At 63.2% G+C, this 14,974-nt stretch carries 13 protein-coding genes and 1 tRNA gene; 3 read left to right on the top strand and 11 right to left on the bottom strand.

Translation table 11 applies throughout. From position 1 onward, the window contains the following. Position 1: 1 nt before the first annotated feature. The gene (rpoB, locus tag J2S97_RS00565; protein WP_011692816.1) at positions 2–3,517 is read right to left on the bottom strand and encodes a DNA-directed RNA polymerase subunit beta; all 3,516 of its coding nucleotides are present in this window, start codon (positions 3,515–3,517) and stop codon (positions 2–4) included. Between the two features lie 416 nt (positions 3,518–3,933). Between rpoB and J2S97_RS00560 the strand changes: the two genes are divergently transcribed. Both J2S97_RS00560 and J2S97_RS00555 read left to right on the top strand, forming a co-directional pair. Further along, positions 3,934–5,133, top strand: coding sequence for an acetyl-CoA C-acetyltransferase (locus tag J2S97_RS00560; protein ID WP_307045576.1), 1,200 nt, complete (start codon positions 3,934–3,936; stop codon positions 5,131–5,133). Beyond that, entirely contained in the window at positions 5,133–5,633 is a 501-nt protein-coding gene (locus tag J2S97_RS00555; RefSeq protein WP_307045574.1) for an aminoacyl-tRNA deacylase, read from the top strand. Before J2S97_RS00560 ends, J2S97_RS00555 begins: the two co-directional genes overlap by 1 nt. Before the next feature lie 135 nt (positions 5,634–5,768). Here the strand turns inward: J2S97_RS00555 and rplL are convergent, their stop codons facing one another. The 10 genes from rplL to J2S97_RS00505 form a co-directional block, all read right to left on the bottom strand. Beyond that, complete coding sequence (gene rplL / locus J2S97_RS00550) at positions 5,769–6,143, bottom strand: 50S ribosomal protein L7/L12 (RefSeq protein ID WP_078027247.1); 375 nt, start codon at positions 6,141–6,143, stop codon at positions 5,769–5,771. Positions 6,144–6,223: 80 nt separating this feature from the next. Next, positions 6,224–6,814: a 50S ribosomal protein L10 gene (gene rplJ / locus J2S97_RS00545; RefSeq protein ID WP_028269591.1), complete on the bottom strand. Its 591-nt coding sequence runs from the start codon at positions 6,812–6,814 to the stop codon at positions 6,224–6,226. 342 nt (positions 6,815–7,156) lie between these two features. Then, a complete protein-coding gene (locus J2S97_RS00540; RefSeq protein WP_307045570.1) occupies positions 7,157–8,269 on the bottom strand; it encodes a GNAT family N-acetyltransferase in 1,113 nt (370 codons plus the stop codon). An 8-nt stretch (positions 8,270–8,277) separates the two neighbouring features. Further along, the gene (locus tag J2S97_RS00535) at positions 8,278–9,399 is read right to left on the bottom strand and encodes a GNAT family N-acetyltransferase (RefSeq protein WP_307045568.1); all 1,122 of its coding nucleotides are present in this window, start codon (positions 9,397–9,399) and stop codon (positions 8,278–8,280) included. After that, the gene (locus J2S97_RS00530) at positions 9,381–10,472 is read right to left on the bottom strand and encodes a GNAT family N-acetyltransferase (protein WP_307045564.1); all 1,092 of its coding nucleotides are present in this window, start codon (positions 10,470–10,472) and stop codon (positions 9,381–9,383) included. Before J2S97_RS00530 ends, J2S97_RS00535 begins: the two co-directional genes overlap by 19 nt. Positions 10,473–10,580: 108 nt before the next feature. Then, positions 10,581–11,288, bottom strand: coding sequence for a 50S ribosomal protein L1 (rplA, locus tag J2S97_RS00525; RefSeq protein WP_307045562.1), 708 nt, complete (start codon positions 11,286–11,288; stop codon positions 10,581–10,583). Positions 11,289–11,477: 189 nt separating this feature from the next. Beyond that, entirely contained in the window at positions 11,478–11,909 is a 432-nt protein-coding gene (rplK, locus tag J2S97_RS00520) for a 50S ribosomal protein L11 (RefSeq protein WP_248759567.1), read from the bottom strand. A gap of 133 nt (positions 11,910–12,042) precedes the next feature. Next, positions 12,043–12,888, bottom strand: coding sequence for a transcription termination/antitermination protein NusG (gene nusG / locus J2S97_RS00515; RefSeq protein ID WP_307045560.1), 846 nt, complete (start codon positions 12,886–12,888; stop codon positions 12,043–12,045). Positions 12,889–13,003: 115 nt separating this feature from the next. Continuing rightward, positions 13,004–13,288 (bottom strand): preprotein translocase subunit SecE, encoded by a 285-nt coding sequence (gene secE, locus J2S97_RS00510; protein WP_028269597.1) that lies wholly within the window; start codon positions 13,286–13,288, stop codon positions 13,004–13,006. Between the two features lie 81 nt (positions 13,289–13,369). After that, positions 13,370–13,442: transfer RNA gene (locus tag J2S97_RS00505), tRNA-Trp, on the bottom strand. Between the two features lie 275 nt (positions 13,443–13,717). On the opposite strand from J2S97_RS00505, the gene J2S97_RS00500 reads away from it, so the two are divergent. Further along, complete coding sequence (locus tag J2S97_RS00500) at positions 13,718–14,935, top strand: pyridoxal phosphate-dependent aminotransferase (RefSeq protein WP_307045557.1); 1,218 nt, start codon at positions 13,718–13,720, stop codon at positions 14,933–14,935. Positions 14,936–14,974 lie beyond the last annotated feature (39 nt).

Genomic DNA, 14,974 nt, shown 5'->3' with positions numbered 1-14,974 from the left:
GCTAAACCTCTTCTACGGAACTGGGCTCTGCACGAGACAGATCGATGCCCAGTTCTTCCGCAGCCGTGAAGACTGCGTCATCAGAGTCACGCATTTCAATTGTGGTTCCGTCCGTGGAAAGCACTTCCACGTTCAGGCACAGCGACTGCATTTCCTTGATCAAGACCTTGAAGGACTCAGGAACGCCCGGCTCGGGGATGTTCTCGCCCTTGACGATTGCTTCGTAGACCTTCACACGACCGTGGATATCATCCGACTTGATCGTGAGGAGTTCCTGGAGCGTGTAAGCGGCGCCATAAGCTTCGAGCGCCCACACTTCCATTTCACCGAAGCGCTGGCCACCGAACTGTGCCTTACCACCCAGCGGCTGCTGCGTGATCATGGAGTACGGGCCGGTGGAGCGTGCGTGGATCTTGTCGTCCACCAGGTGGTGGAGCTTCAGGATGTACATGTAGCCGACCGAGATCGGATCCGGGAACGGCTCGCCGGAGCGGCCGTCAAACAGGCGGGTCTTGCCGGATGAGTTGATCAGGCGGTCACCGTCGCGGGTCACGTTCGTGGAATCGAGCAGGCCCGTGATTTCCTCTTCACGCGCACCGTCGAAGACCGGCGTTGCAACAGTGGTCGAGCCACTCTCGCGCGGCAGGTTCGGCAGCTGCTTGACCCATTCGGGCTCGCCTTCGATCTTCCAACCGGTCTTGGCAACCCAGCCGAGGTGCGTTTCGAGCACCTGGCCGACGTTCATACGGCCCGGAACACCCAGCGGGTTCAGGACGATATCAACGGGGGTACCGTCGGCAAGGAAGGGCATGTCCTCGATCGGGAGGATCTTGGAGATAACACCCTTGTTGCCGTGACGGCCGGCGAGCTTGTCGCCGTCGGTGATCTTGCGCTTGGCGGCCACGTAGACGCGGACCAGCTGGTTGACGCCCGGGGGCAGTTCGTCGTCGTTGTCGCGGTCGAAGACGCGGACGCCGATGACGGTGCCGGACTCGCCGTGCGGAACCTTCAGGGAGGTATCGCGGACTTCACGGGACTTCTCACCGAAGATGGCGCGCAGCAGGCGTTCTTCCGGGGTCAGTTCGGTTTCACCCTTCGGGGTGACCTTTCCGACCAGGATGTCGCCGGCTTCAACCTCGGCACCGATGTGGATGATGCCGCGCTCGTCCAGGCCTGCCAGGACTTCCTCGGACACGTTGGGGATGTCACGGGTGATTTCCTCGGCACCAAGCTTGGTGTCGCGGGCATCGATCTCGTGCTCCTCGATGTGGATGGAGGAAAGAACGTCCTCGGCAACAATGCGCTGCGAGAGGATGATGGCGTCCTCGAAGTTGTGGCCTTCCCATGACATGAATGCCACGAGCAGGTTCTTGCCGAGGGCGAGTTCACCCTGGTCCGTTGCCGGGCCGTCAGCGATGATGCCGCCGACTTCGAGGCGCTGGCCTTCGCTCACCAGGACACGGTGGTTGTAGCAGTTGCCCTGGTTGGAACGGGCGAACTTGTTGATGCGGTAGTTGGTTTCCGTGCCGTCGTCGTTGAGCATGATGACGAGTTCAGCGGACACCTCGGTGACCACACCGGCCTTCTTCGCGATGACAACGTCACCGGCGTCGACTGCTGCGGCGCGCTCCATGCCGGTACCGACGAACGGCGCCTCGGAGCGGACCAGCGGCACGGCTTGGCGCTGCATGTTGGCACCCATGAGTGCGCGGTTAGCATCGTCATGCTCGAGGAACGGGATCAGGGCCGTAGCCACGGACACCATCTGGCGCGGGGAAACGTCCATGAACTCGACGTCGGCGGCGGGAACCAGCACAGGCTCGCCTCCACCACCACGGGCGCGGACCAGGACAGTCTCTTCGGCGAACTTCTTGTTCTCGTCCAGCGGAGCGTTGGCCTGTGCAATCAGGACCTCTGCTTCGTCGTCGGCCGTCAGGTACTGGACCTCATCGGAAACGACACCTTCGGACACGAGACGGTAAGGCGTCTCGATGAAGCCGAAGGGGTTGATGCGGCCGTAGGAAGCCAGCGAACCGATCAGACCAATGTTCGGGCCTTCAGGAGTTTCGATGGGGCACATACGTCCGTAGTGGGACGGGTGAACGTCTCGAACTTCCATGCCTGCACGGTCACGGGACAGACCACCCGGGCCAAGCGCGGACAGACGGCGCTTGTGGGTCAGACCCGACAGCGGGTTGTTCTGGTCCATGAACTGCGACAGCTGGGAAGTTCCGAAGAACTCCTTGATGGCTGCCACAACCGGGCGGATGTTGATGAGCGTCTGCGGCGTGATGGCCTCGACGTCCTGCGTGGTCATACGCTCGCGGACAACGCGCTCCATACGGGACAGGCCCGTGCGGACCTGGTTCTCGATAAGCTCGCCGACGGCGCGGATGCGGCGGTTGCCGAAGTGGTCGATGTCATCGATCTCGACGCGCAGCTCGTGGTCCTGGCCGTCGCGCTTGCCGGTGAGGGTCTTCTCGCCGGCGTGCAGTGCAACCAGGAACTTGATCATTGCAACGATGTCTTCAACGTGCAGGACCGAAGCTTCCTTGTCACCAAGGGAGCGGTCGATGCCAAGCTTGCGGTTGATCTTGTAACGGCCGACCTTGGCCAGATCGTAGCGCTTGGAGTTGAAGTACAGGTTGTCCAGCAGGGACTGGGCAGCCTCAACGGTGGGCGGCTCGCCCGGTCGCAGCTTCCGGTAGATGTCCAGCAAGGCGTCTTCGCGGGTTTCGGTGGCGTCCTTCTCCAGCGTTGCGCGCATGGAGTCGTACTGGCCGAACTCTTCGAGGATCTGGCCTTCGGTCCAGCCGAGGGCCTTCAGCAGCACCGTGACGGACTGCTTGCGCTTGCGGTCAAGGCGAACGCCGACCTGGTCGCGCTTGTCGATCTCGAGCTCGAACCAGGCACCGCGGGACGGGATGATCTTCGCAGTGAAGATGTCCTTGTCGCTGGTCTTGTCAGCGGTGCGCTCGAAGTAGGCGCCCGGGGAACGGACCAGCTGGGAGACAACGACACGCTCGGTGCCGTTGACGACGAAGGTGCCCTTCTCGGTCATCAGCGGGAAGTCACCCATGAACACGGTCTGCTGCTTGATTTCGCCCGTGTTGTTGTTCATGAACTCGGCTTTAACGTACAGCGGAGCCGAGTACGTAGCGTCCCGGTCCTTGCACTCGGCCATGGTGTATTTGGGGTCAGCGAACTCCGGATCGGAGAAGCTCAGGGACATGGTGCCCTGGAAATCCTCGATCGGGGAGATCTCTTCGAAGATGTCAGACAGACCGGAGCTAGTGGCGACACTGAGGTCGCCTTCTTCGACGGCCTTCGCAACGCGTGCCTGCCAGCGTTCGTTTCCGACCAGCCAGTCGAAGCTGTCCGTTTGCAGGGCAAGCAGATTCGGAACGTCAAGAGGTTCGTGAATCTTTGCGAATGAGAGCCGGCGAGTGGCACCATCGGTGCTGTCGGCATTGATAGCGGTAGCGTTGTTTACATTAGAGGTGCTCGAGGCGACCAAGAGGGATCCTTCCACAGACCTTCAGGCGTTTTCAGATCTCCCCCGTTGAAAAGCCCTGCAGAATGACTCCGCAGCGCTACCAGTCCGGTTCCGCTATATGACCCGGGACCCAGGCTGACCATGATGTTGCACGTCTCGGACGGCACGTCGATGGATCAGCTGCTAGGCAAAGCCCACCGCTATATGAAGGCTGAAGGTAAACAGGGAAGACGCAAATATCTACGATACGGCAAAACAGCGCACGTGTCTACCCCACTTCCCCGGTTATTGCAAGCACCGTTGCCGAAGGCACCTAATTGGCTGCCGCCCCCGGGCGGCGGCACGGAATGGACGCCGCCTCGGGTGCGTTTGAATGGATAGGTGATTCGGCTCACGATAGCCTTGGCGTACATCGTCACAGATCGGAAGAGACAACCATGAGCAACTCCGCAGACGACAACGATGTTGTCATCCTCGCCGCGGCCCGCACGCCGCAGGGCCGCCTCAACGGCCAGCTGGCCAGCTTCACGGCGGTGGAACTCGGGGCGCATGCCATCAAGGCAGCCCTCGCTGCAAGCGGCGTCGGCGCAGACAAAGTGGACGCGGTGATCATGGGCCAGGTCCTGCAGGCCGGGGCCGGCCAGAACCCGGCACGGCAGAGCGCCATCGGTGCCGGCATCGGCTGGAACGTCCCCACGGTCACCATCAACAAAGTGTGCCTTTCCGGGCTCACGGCGGTGATTGACGCCGCCCGCATGATCCGCAGCGGTGACGCCGCCGTCGTCGTCGCCGGAGGCCAGGAATCCATGACCCGGGCACCCCACATCCTGCCGGGCTCCAGGCAGGGCTGGACTTACGGGGCCATCCAGGCCCTGGACGTGGCGGCGCATGACGGCCTCACGGATGCCTTCGACGGTCACTCCATGGGCCTCTCGACGGAAAGCAGGAACCTAGTCCTGGGCATCGACCGGACATCGCAGGACAATGTGGCCGCCCAGTCGCACCAGCGTGCCGCGCTGGCGGCAAAGAACGGCGTCTTCGACGACGAGATCGCGCCGATCAGCGTCAAGCAGCGCAAGGGCGATCCCATCGTGGTCTCCACCGATGAAGGCGTGCGCCCCAATACAACGGTCGATTCGCTGGCCGGGCTGCGCGCCGCCTTCGTCAGCGACGGCACCATCACGGCGGGAAACTCCTCTCCCCTGTCCGACGGCGCCTCGGCCCTGGTGCTGACCACCAGGAAGTTCGCGGCGGACAACGGCCTGGACTACCTTGCTGTGGTGGGGAAGCCGGGCCAGGTGGCCGGCCCGGACAACTCGCTGCACTCGCAGCCTTCCAACGCCATCAAGAACGCCCTCAACCGTGCGGGCTGGACCACCGGGGATCTCGACTTCATTGAGATCAATGAGGCCTTCGGTTCAGTTGCCGTCCAGTCACTTAAGGACCTTACGTACCCGCTGGAGAAGTGCAACATCCACGGCGGTGCCATCGCCCTGGGGCACCCGATCGGTGCCTCGGGTGCGCGCCTGGCCGGGCACGCCGCCCACGAGCTGAAACGCCGGGGCACCGGCAAGGCGGCCGTTTCCCTGTGCGGCGGCGGAGGCCAGGGCGAAGCCCTCCTCCTGTACCGGGACTAATGGCGCCCTCATCCGCAGACGCGGCGGGCGGCGTCGGCAGGGCACGGTTCCTGGCCGACGCCGCCGCGCGCGGCCTCGACGTCGAAATCGTGGAGCGGCTGGCAGCCAGGAGCTTGGAGGAGGCAGCCGGCATCCTGGGCATCACACCAGCGGACATCGTGAAGTCGTTGGTGGTGAAGCACAAGGACGGCAGCTTCCTTTTCGCATTAATCCCCGGCGACCGGCAGATCTCCTGGCCCAAGCTGAGGGGATTGGTGGGCGTCAACAAGCTCTCACTGCCGCCGGCCGACGTCGCGCTCGAGGCCACGGGCTACGAACGCGGCACCATCACGCCGCTGGGCAGCACCACGCCGTGGCCGGTCTACGCGGACCGCACCATCACCGGGAGGCGCATTTCCATGGGCGCCGGGGAGCACGGCTACAGCGCGTTCGTGGACGCCGATGCGCTGACCACGGCCCTGGACGCCGTGGTCGCCGACATCTCCGACCCCGTGAGATAAGTCCCGCCTGCCCAACTGACTCGCAATTAACGTCGTCATTCCCGGGTTTCACGACGTTAAGTGCGAGTCAGTTGGGTTAAACGCAGGAAACCCCGCCCACCGGAGTGGACGGGGTTTCCTGTTGGAAAGCGAGTGTTACTTGAGGGTAACGGTGGCGCCGGCAGCTTCGAGCTGCTCCTTTGCCTTCTCGGCAGCTTCCTTGGTGACGCCTTCGAGGACGGCCTTCGGAGCGCTGTCAACAACGTCCTTAGCTTCCTTCAGGCCCAGGGAAGTGATGGCGCGAACTTCCTTGATCACTGCGATCTTCTTGTCGCCAGCAGCTTCGAGAACGACGTCGAATTCGGTCTTCTCTTCGGCTTCTTCAGCAGCACCGGCAGCAGGGCCAGCAACGGCAACAGCGGCAGCGGTAACTTCGAAGGTCTCTTCGAAGAGCTTGACGAACTCGGAGAGCTCGATGATGGTCAGTTCCTTGAAAGCTTCAATGAGCTCTTCGTTGGTGAGCTTCGCCATGGTGTGGCGTCCTTCCTATAGGTGGTGCTAGGCGGCCTGGGCCTGTGCCTTCGCACCGGAGTCTGGTTTGAAAGAGAGTTTTAGTTCTCTTCGGTGGCTGCGGCTTCGGCCGGAGCTTCGGTCTCTGCTGCTTCTGCGGCGGGGGCTTCTTCAGCGGCGGGCGCTTCGGCTGCTGCCGGTGCACCGTTCTCTTCTTCAAGCTTGAGGCGCAGGGCGTCAATGATGCGTGCAGCAGCGGCGGCAGGAGCCTTGAGGATCCCTGCAACCTTGGCGAGCTGCAGCTCGCGGGACTCGAGTGCTGCCAGGGCAGCAACTTCGCTGGCGTTCAATGCCTTGCCCTCGAAGTAACCGGTCTTGATGACCAGCTGCTTGTTGGTCTTGGCAAAATCCGTCAGGCTCTTGGCCGCTGCAACTGCGTCACCCTTGATGAACGCGATTGCAGTGGGGCCGGCGAGCTGGCCGTCGAATGCTTCGACACCAGCTTCCTTGGCTGCAATGGCGGTCAGGGTGTTCTTGACGACCGAGAACTTGGTGTCCTGGCCGAGAGAAACACGCAGCTGCTTGAGCTGTGCAACAGTGAGCCCACGGTATTCGGTCAGGACAGCGGCGTTCGATTCCTTGAAATCGTTAGTGATCTCAGCTACTGCTGAAACCTTTGCAGGCGTTGCCATAACCCTCCTTCCGGGGATAGTGCCGGTATTCCGGGTCCCCGCTCAGGTGAGCTAAAACTAAAAACGCCCCGCGCAGATGCACGGGGCTTGGCTCAACACAGTTTCAAACTGTGGAGCTTTGCTTCGTTCACCTGCGCCGGCCGCCCTACGTTCAGGGTCCTTCGTCCAGAAATCCACTTGCCCTCCAGCGCACAAACTACAGAGTTGAGCTGTGCTCAGGAGAGTGGATTTCCAACAACCGACGGTCTTTGGTAGTTCAAGCTTACGGGCATCGCCGCCCGTACTCCAAATCGGGCTCCGAGCCGGGCTTCACACCGCAGACCGGGCTGTTGCGTGGACCGCTTAGCTGCTGCTCGGCTTGAAGTCCGGGAGGTCCTTCTGCCAGATTCCTGTGACCCCCGCGGTTGTGAAACCCAACTGCTGGTTCACCTTGAGCAAATACCGGTTCTCCGGAGCGTTCCACGTGTAGATAACCCTGGCATCCGGGAACTGCTCCGTCAGGCGTTCCATGTTGGCCACCTTGATCAGCAGGCCCAGCTTGTTGCCCCGGTGTTCCTGCATCACCACCGTGTCGTCCTGGAACACCACATCCTGCCGCTGGGACAGCACGCTGATGGTGGTCAGCCCCACCAGCATTCCGGTGGCGATGTGCTCGACGGCGGTGACCACCGTGCGCCTTCCCTGCGCGATAGTGGCCTCCTCCGCCTCCCTGATCATGGCGCCGTCGAACACCAACTGCTCTTCGGTCCGTGATGACGGCGTGGTGTCCTCACCGGCCTGGTTTTCCAGCGCGGCCACGTATTCGAGCCACTGGTCCGGACACCTGTCCGTCCAGTGATGCAGGCGGTACCGGCCCGCGTTGGCCTGCTCGGCTTCTTCCTCCAGCTCCGCCACCAGCTTGCTGTCGAGGGGCAGCAGGCACGAACTGAACTGCTCGATGTGCTGCAGTGTGTAGCCTGTCTTGCGGGCAAACTCCACTTCCCGGCTGCCCAGCGGGACAAAGCCAAGGCCGGAGCCGGGGACCAGCTGGTCGTCTATGGAGCTGCTCAGCGACACTCCGGGATGATTGGTGTCGATCAGGATCATGGTCCGGCCTTCGCCCCGGGCAAACTGCTCCGCTGCCTCCAGCAGCTGGCGTCCGACGCCCTGGCGCTGGAACTCGGGCAGGATATCCAGGGTGAACTCCGCGAGGTCGAGGTTGTCGGCCAGGGGCAGGGCGATATCCACCGCGCCCACGATGTCGCCGTCGATCTTGGCCACGAGGATGACTTGGCGTTCGTAGGGATCGGCAAGTTCGAGGAGCTTTTCAAGTGGGGTGTAGGCGAGGTCGTCGCTCCCCCATGTTTGCATCCGCACTTTGCGGCCAACTTCGACGGCGGCGAGGAAATCGGCGCTGTCGGGTCCGTCCAGGGAATCGGGAATCCAGAGTTGTTCGATCCGTACGTCTTCAGCCATAGAGGGCGTCATTCCAGTCGTTTCTGCCACTCACCTTCAAAGCCAGCGGGCTTGAATCCAAGCGAAATATTTATCGCCAGCATATGCCCGTTTTCGCTGGCATTCCATGTGATGACGGACCCGGCGGCAGGGCAGACCTCCTGGGCGCGCCGGATGTTTGCGATCTTGGCCAGCATGCCCAGCCGGTGGCCGCGATGCGGTCCCGCCACCAGCGTGTCCTCCTGGATCAGCGTGTTGGGCCGCTCCGGACGGTAGCTCAGCACCGTGTAGGCCGCCAGTTCACCGGTGCCTGAGTGCTGCACCGCGGCCACGAGCGAAGAGACACCGCCGCGCTCCCAGCTTTGTTCCTCATCCCGGACCCTCGGTGCGTCCCATTCTTCGAACTCCGCTACCAGGCCCGCAGTAGGCACATCTGCGCTCATCCGGCCCTTGAGGACCGCGTAGGCGTCCACAAGGGTGTCCGGACAGCGGCTTTGCCAGCCCACCACCCGGTAGCCGCCGGCATGGGCAATGGCATCGGCTTCCAGCCTGTCCAGCAGTGCGGGGTCGACGGGCAGCGGGAGCCTGCTCGATCTCTCCACCTGCTCCAGCTCGTAGCCGGAGGCCAGTGCGAAGCGGGTGGAGGCAAGGTTCAGCGGCACTCCCCCACTCCCCGACTTCGCCGGCAGTTCCCCGTTGTCCCGCTGCGACCCGTGCTCACCAAGCGGCAGCACGGGCTCCTCGCAGTAGCCTTCAAAAACCCGGCGCCCGCTTCCGCGGGCAGTTTCCTCGGCGACCGCCAGCAGGCGCCGGCCAATCCCCTGCCGCCGGTATGGCGCAGCTACCAGGACTTCGATCCAGGCCGCGGCAGTGTTCTCCTTGAGCGGCAGCACCACCGAGCAGGTCCCCGCCTGCGCTCCATCGAGCCGGGCCAGGAACTGCAGGCGTTCCTCGTACTCGCTGCCCCGCCAATACTCCTGGTCCTCCCGGAGGGTGGACCCGCGGTCCAGGTTTCCCCACAGGTCCAGATGGTGCGCGTCCCTGATCGCACGGCAAGCCCGCAGGTCGGCGGCACGTTCCGTCCCTTCGTCGCCGGGCTGCGGGACGGGGACGGCGGTGATGGACAGGCCGCTCACAGGGTCTTCTGCCATTCGCCGTCGTACCCGGCGGGACGGAATCCGAGGGCTACGTTGATGGACAGCATGTGGTCGTTCTCTGCGGCGTTGAACGTGACGATGCGCTCCACGCCGGGGTAGCCCCTGAGCAGCCGGCGGATGTTGAGGATTTTGACCAGCATGCCGAGACGATGGCCGCGGTGATGACTGGCCACCAGGGTATCGTCCTGGTTCGCCAGCCAGGGTTTCCCGTCCGACACCTGAAGGACCGAGTACGCGGCGAGCTCCCCGGTTTCGCGGTGGCGCGCGCTGGCCACCAGGGAGTCCAGGCCTGCCTGCTTCCACCTATTTTCGACATGGCGGACCCTCGCCACGTCCCAGGATTCCTCGTCGTAGCTCAGCCCTCCGGCGGGAGTGTCCGTACTCATGCGCGACATCAGGACAGCCAGCTGAGCCGCGTACTCCTCGGGACAACTGTCCGTCCAGTGCAGCAGCTCATAGTGTTCCCCGCCTTTGTACAGTGCGTCGCCTTCCAGAGTAGCCAACGTGTCTTCAGCGGGGGGCAGCGCCAGCGTGCTGAAGCGCTCCACCTGTTCCAGCCTGTAGCCGGCCCGCTGCGCGAAGCGGACTCCCCGGGCCTCGGCCGGCACTCCTCCGGTGCCCGTTGCGGGCTTGAGCAGCCGCGGACCGTCGACGTCGAAGTCCGCCGGGTGCTCCGTGAAAGTCTGCAGCGTGGTGCAGCCGCGCGAGGTGGCCAGCTCCTCAGCGTGGTCAAGCAGCGCCCGGCCGATGCCACGTCCGGAATACTCCGCCAGGACATTCACGTGGAGCAGCGCGGTGTGGACGTTCTCCTGAAGCCCGAAACGGATCCAGGACCTCCCCGCCATGCGTCCGTCCACCCGCACGAAGAAGAGCCGCACCTGGGTGTAGGGGCTATCGCGCCAATACTGGAGCCGGGTTTTGGCCGGTGTGCAACGGTCCGGGTTGCCCCACGCCTCAAGCACCAGGGCATCGCTGAGCTCTCCGAATTCCAGGAAGTCACCGGCATCCGGGGCGTCCACGGCTGCGGGCAGGACAAGGGGTTCTATGAGGTACGGCGCTGTCTTCACGGGGACAGCCTAACCGCCGTTCTGACTGCAGCAAACGGGCAAAGCACGCAAACGCAGAAAGACCGCCCCGCAGATGCGGGACGGTCTTTCCTACGAGCCTTGTGAGGACTAAACCTCGGTCAGGACCTTGGTGACGTTGGGGTCAACCGAGATGCCCGGGCCGAACGTGGTAGCCACGGTGGCCTTCTGGATGTAGCGGCCCTTGGAAGCGGACGGCTTCAGGCGAAGGACCTCTTCCAGTGCTGCTGCGTAGTTCTCGGCCAGCTTGATGGCGTCGAACGAAACCTTGCCGATGATGAAGTGCAGGTTGGAGTGCTTGTCGACGCGGAAGTCGATCTTGCCGCCCTTGATGTCGTTGACGGCCTTGGCGACGTCAGCGGTCACGGTGCCGGTCTTCGGGTTCGGCATCAGGTTACGCGGACCCAGGACCTTGCCGAGGCGGCCAACCTTGCCCATGAGGTCAGGGGTGGCAACGGCGGAGTCGAAGTCGGTCCAGCCGGCCGCGATCTTTTCGATCAGGTCGTCGGAACCAACGAAGTCGGCGCCGGCAGCGATTGCTGCTTCGGCCTTGTCGCCCGTTGCGAAGACGAGGACGCGGGCAACCTTACCGGTGCCGTGCGGCAGGTTAACGGTGCCGCGGACCATCTGGTCAGCCTTACGCGGGTCTACACCCAGGCGGAAAGCGACCTCAACGGTGGCGTCGAACTTGGACGGGTTGGTGTCCTTGGCCAGCGTCACTGCCTCGAACGGCGCGTAGAACTTCTCCGCGTCGATCTTGGCGGCGGCTGCCTCATATGCTTTGCTGCGCTTTGCCATGCTGCTTATTCTCCTTGTGCAGTTGTGGTCTGCGGACCGCGCTGGGCCCTGCCACAGTCAGGACTCCGGCTGGTGTTATCCGGTCCGGATTTCCTGACATTTCAATGTTTCAGTGGTGCCGGTCTCCCGGCGGTGCTGTCCGGCGTCGTCATCGGTTTGCCCGACCAGACACCGCATCAGCGGTGGGGATTAACCCTCGACGGTGATACCCATGGAACGGGCGGTGCCGGCGATGATCTTCGCTGCGCCTTCGAGGCTCGTGGCGTTGAGGTCTTCCATCTTGGTGGTGGCGATCTCGTTGACCTGTGCCTGCGTCAGCTTGGCAACCTTGACGGTGTGCGGGGTCGGTGAACCCTTGGCAACGCCTGCAGCCTTTTTGATGAGCTCTGCAGCCGGCGGGGTCTTGGTGATGAACGTGAACGAGCGGTCTTCGTAGACCGTGATTTCCACGGGAATAACGTTTCCGCGCTGGGATTCCGTCGCAGCGTTGTACGCCTTGCAGAATTCCATGATGTTGACACCGTGCTGGCCAAGCGCAGGACCGATCGGCGGGGCCGGGTTGGCGGCACCTGCCTGGATCTGCAGCTTGATGAGGCCGGTGACCTTCTTCTTGGGAGCCAATGTAGGGTCCTTCTCTCAATTACGTCCTGGGACACAGGAGCGTGCCTCAGGTTGGTGGCCGCCATGGCGAGGCGACCGGCCGCTTCGAGGCTGCTAAGCGGGCAGCCCCGGAGCGAATTCTGTGGGGGTGGTGCTAGATCTTGGTGACCTGGTTGAACGCCAGGGTTACCGGAGTCTCGCGTTCGAAGATGGAAACCAGGACCACGAGGGTCTGGGAATCGATCTTGATCTCGGAGATCGTGGCGGGGAGGGTCTCGAACGGACCTTCCTTGACGATGACGGACTCGCCGACTTCAAAGTCCACGTCCACGGGGGCGGCGGCGTGCTTGACCGGCTTACCCTTCTCGGCCTGCTCTTCTTCGAAGACCGGGGCGAGCATGGAGAAGACCTCGTCAAGGCGCAGCGGCACGGGATTGTGGGCGTTGCCCACGAAGCCGGTGACACCGGGGGTGTGCCGGACGGCACCCCAGGAGGCATCCGTCAGGTCCATGCGGACGAGGACGTAGCCGGGAATGCGGACGCGGTTGATGACCTTGCGCTGGGCGTTCTTGATCTCCACGACTTCTTCCATGGGAACCTGGATTTCGAAGATGTAATCTTCCATGTCCAGGGTCTGGATGCGGGTTTCAAGGTTTGCCTTGACGCGGTTTTCGTAGCCTGCGTAGGAGTGGATGACGTACCAGTCACCTTCCTGGCGGCGCAGCTTGGCCTTGAACTCATCAGCCGGATCAACCTCAGCCTTGGCGGCCGCGGCGGCCAAGGCGTCAGCCTCTTCATCGGAGTCAGCATCGGCCTCGCCCGTTTCGGCGTCATCAGCATCAGCATCAGCATCAGCGTCGGCTTCAGAGGAATCGTCGGTGGAATCGGGCACAGCAGACTCAACCTCGGACTCTTCCCCGGCTACGGCCGCGGCGTCAGTTGTGCTGTCTGTGGACCCATCCAGCTCAGTCTCAGTTACCTCGAGCTCCTGCTCAGACACTTGGTCTCCTGCTTCCTCATTGCTAAACATGCCTATTTAAATGGCTCAATTCCGCACACCCCGTGAATGCTTCCGGATTCCCGGAGCCTTCCACGCAGTCTGCGGACGGATCGCCTTAGCGGTCCGCGGGGCCTGTGCCGCCGAAGACCCAGCTCACTCCGGTCCCGAACGCCAGGTCCAGGACGGTAACAATGAGCATCATGATGATCACGAACACCAGCACCACGAGCGTGTAGTTGATCAGTTCCTTGCGGGTGGGTGCTACGACCTTCTTGAGCTCGCCGATGACCTGGCGGACGAAGAGTGCGATGCGAGCGAAGAAGCCTGCCTTAGCAGCATTCTTGGCGGGGCGGCCCTTGGAGCTGCTTGCAGCCGTTTCGGTCACCTGGTCCTCACTCATCCTCGCAAATGTCGGATACCCGGCTCTGAACTGAACCATGGTTGCTGCGCAGGCTCCGGCTCACCGCCGGAACCGCTTGCGCAGGGCAGACAGGACTCGAACCTGCAACCTGCGGTTTTGGAGACCGCTGCGCTACCAATTGCGCCACTACCCTATGGATCGAAAACCAATCACACCACACTTCCCGCAAACTTCACGGGGCGCAGGCCATCATCGTGTTTTCAACACCGGAGAACTAGTCTACGCAACAACTGCGCTTACGTCGAACCAGCCTCATTTTGGACCTTCGTTGCCGCTGCCGGGAGCTGCTGACCGTGACACGGTCACATTCCTGGCCGCCACGCTGAACGATCCGCTGAACAGCATAGAGTAGATCTCGTCGAATCCCACAACCAGCCATCGAGCTGCAAGCAAAGAATGGACCCCGCCATGCCTGCCGCCCGCGTATCCCAACGCATTTCCGCCATAGCCGAATCCGCCACCCTTGCCGTTGATGCCAAGGCCAAGGCACTTAAGGCAGCCGGACGGCCGGTCATCGGCTTCGGCGCCGGGGAGCCCGACTTCCCGACGCCCGGCTATATCGTGCAGGCCGCCATTGAGGCCGCCAGCCAGCCGAAGTACCACCGCTACTCCCCCGCCGCAGGCCTGCCGGAGCTCAAGCAGGCCATTGCCGAGAAGACGCTCCGGGACTCCGGCTACAAGGCCGAGGCCTCCCAGGTTTTGGTGACCAACGGCGGCAAGCAGGCGGTCTACAACACCTTCGCCACCCTGGTTGATCCGGGCGACGAAGTCATTGTCCCCACCCCGTTCTGGACCACGTACCCGGAAGCCATCCGGCTGGCCGGCGGCGTGCCGGTTGAGGTTTTCGCCGGCCCGGAGCAGGAATACCTCGTCACCGTGGAGCAGCTCGAGGCCGCCCTCACCGAGCGCACCAAAATCCTGCTGTTCGTCTCGCCGTCGAACCCCACGGGCTCCGTGTACTCGCCCGAACAGGTCCGGGAAATCGGCCTCTGGGCAGCCTCCAAGGGCCTGTGGGTGGTCACGGACGAAATCTACGAACACCTGACCTACGACGGCGTTCCGTTCACGTCCATTGCAACCGCCGTCCCTGAGCTCGGCGACAAGGTGGTTATCCTCAACGGTGTTGCCAAGACCTACGCCATGACCGGCTGGCGGGTGGGCTGGATGATCGGTCCTGCCGACGTGATCAAGGCGGCAACCAACCTGCAGTCGCATGCCACGTCCAACGTCTCCAACATCATGCAGATCGCTGCCCTCGCTGCCGTCTCCGGCCCGCTCACCGCGGTGGACGAGATGAAGGTGGCCTTCGACCGCCGCCGCAAGGCGATCGTCGCCGGCCTGAACGCGATCGACGGAGTGGAATGCCCGACGCCGACCGGAGCCTTCTACGTCTACGCGGACGTCCGCGGCCTGCTGGGCAAGGAGTTCGAGACGGCGAACGGCACCGCCCGCCCGCACACTTCCGCCGAACTGGCAGCGCTCATCCTGGACGAGGTTGAAGTTGCGGTTGTGCCGGGCGAGGCTTTTGGCCCCTCGGGCTACCTGCGTCTCTCCTACGCCCTCGGCGACGACGACCTCGCCACCGGCGTGGCCCGGCTGCAGGGCTTCCTGGGCAAGGCCAAGTAGGCACGCTCTCGCACTTTTCGCAGGAAAAACCCAAACGCT

The sequence above is a fragment of the Arthrobacter oryzae genome (assembly GCF_030812315.1).
GTDB classification, from domain to species: domain Bacteria; phylum Actinomycetota; class Actinomycetes; order Actinomycetales; family Micrococcaceae; genus Arthrobacter; species Arthrobacter oryzae_B.
This window is presented reverse-complemented; position numbering and strand designations above follow the sequence as displayed.

What these genes read in the sequence shown, in the direction of transcription:
- J2S97_RS00560 (WP_307045576.1), top strand. Translation starts at nt 3,934, where the DNA reads ATGAGCAACTCCGCAGACGACAACGATGTTGTCATCCTCGCCGCGGCC.
- J2S97_RS00535 (WP_307045568.1), bottom strand. Translation starts at nt 9,399, where the DNA reads ATGGCAGAAGACCCTGTGAGCGGCCTGTCCATCACCGCCGTCCCCGTC.
- secE (WP_028269597.1), bottom strand. Translation starts at nt 13,288, where the DNA reads ATGAGTGAGGACCAGGTGACCGAAACGGCTGCAAGCAGCTCCAAGGGC.
- rplL (WP_078027247.1), bottom strand. Translation starts at nt 6,143, where the DNA reads ATGGCGAAGCTCACCAACGAAGAGCTCATTGAAGCTTTCAAGGAACTG.
- J2S97_RS00500 (WP_307045557.1), top strand. Translation starts at nt 13,718, where the DNA reads ATGCCTGCCGCCCGCGTATCCCAACGCATTTCCGCCATAGCCGAATCC.
- J2S97_RS00555 (WP_307045574.1), top strand. Translation starts at nt 5,133, where the DNA reads ATGGCGCCCTCATCCGCAGACGCGGCGGGCGGCGTCGGCAGGGCACGG.
- rplJ (WP_028269591.1), bottom strand. Translation starts at nt 6,814, where the DNA reads ATGGCAACGCCTGCAAAGGTTTCAGCAGTAGCTGAGATCACTAACGAT.
- J2S97_RS00540 (WP_307045570.1), bottom strand. Translation starts at nt 8,269, where the DNA reads ATGGCTGAAGACGTACGGATCGAACAACTCTGGATTCCCGATTCCCTG.
- rplA (WP_307045562.1), bottom strand. Translation starts at nt 11,288, where the DNA reads ATGGCAAAGCGCAGCAAAGCATATGAGGCAGCCGCCGCCAAGATCGAC.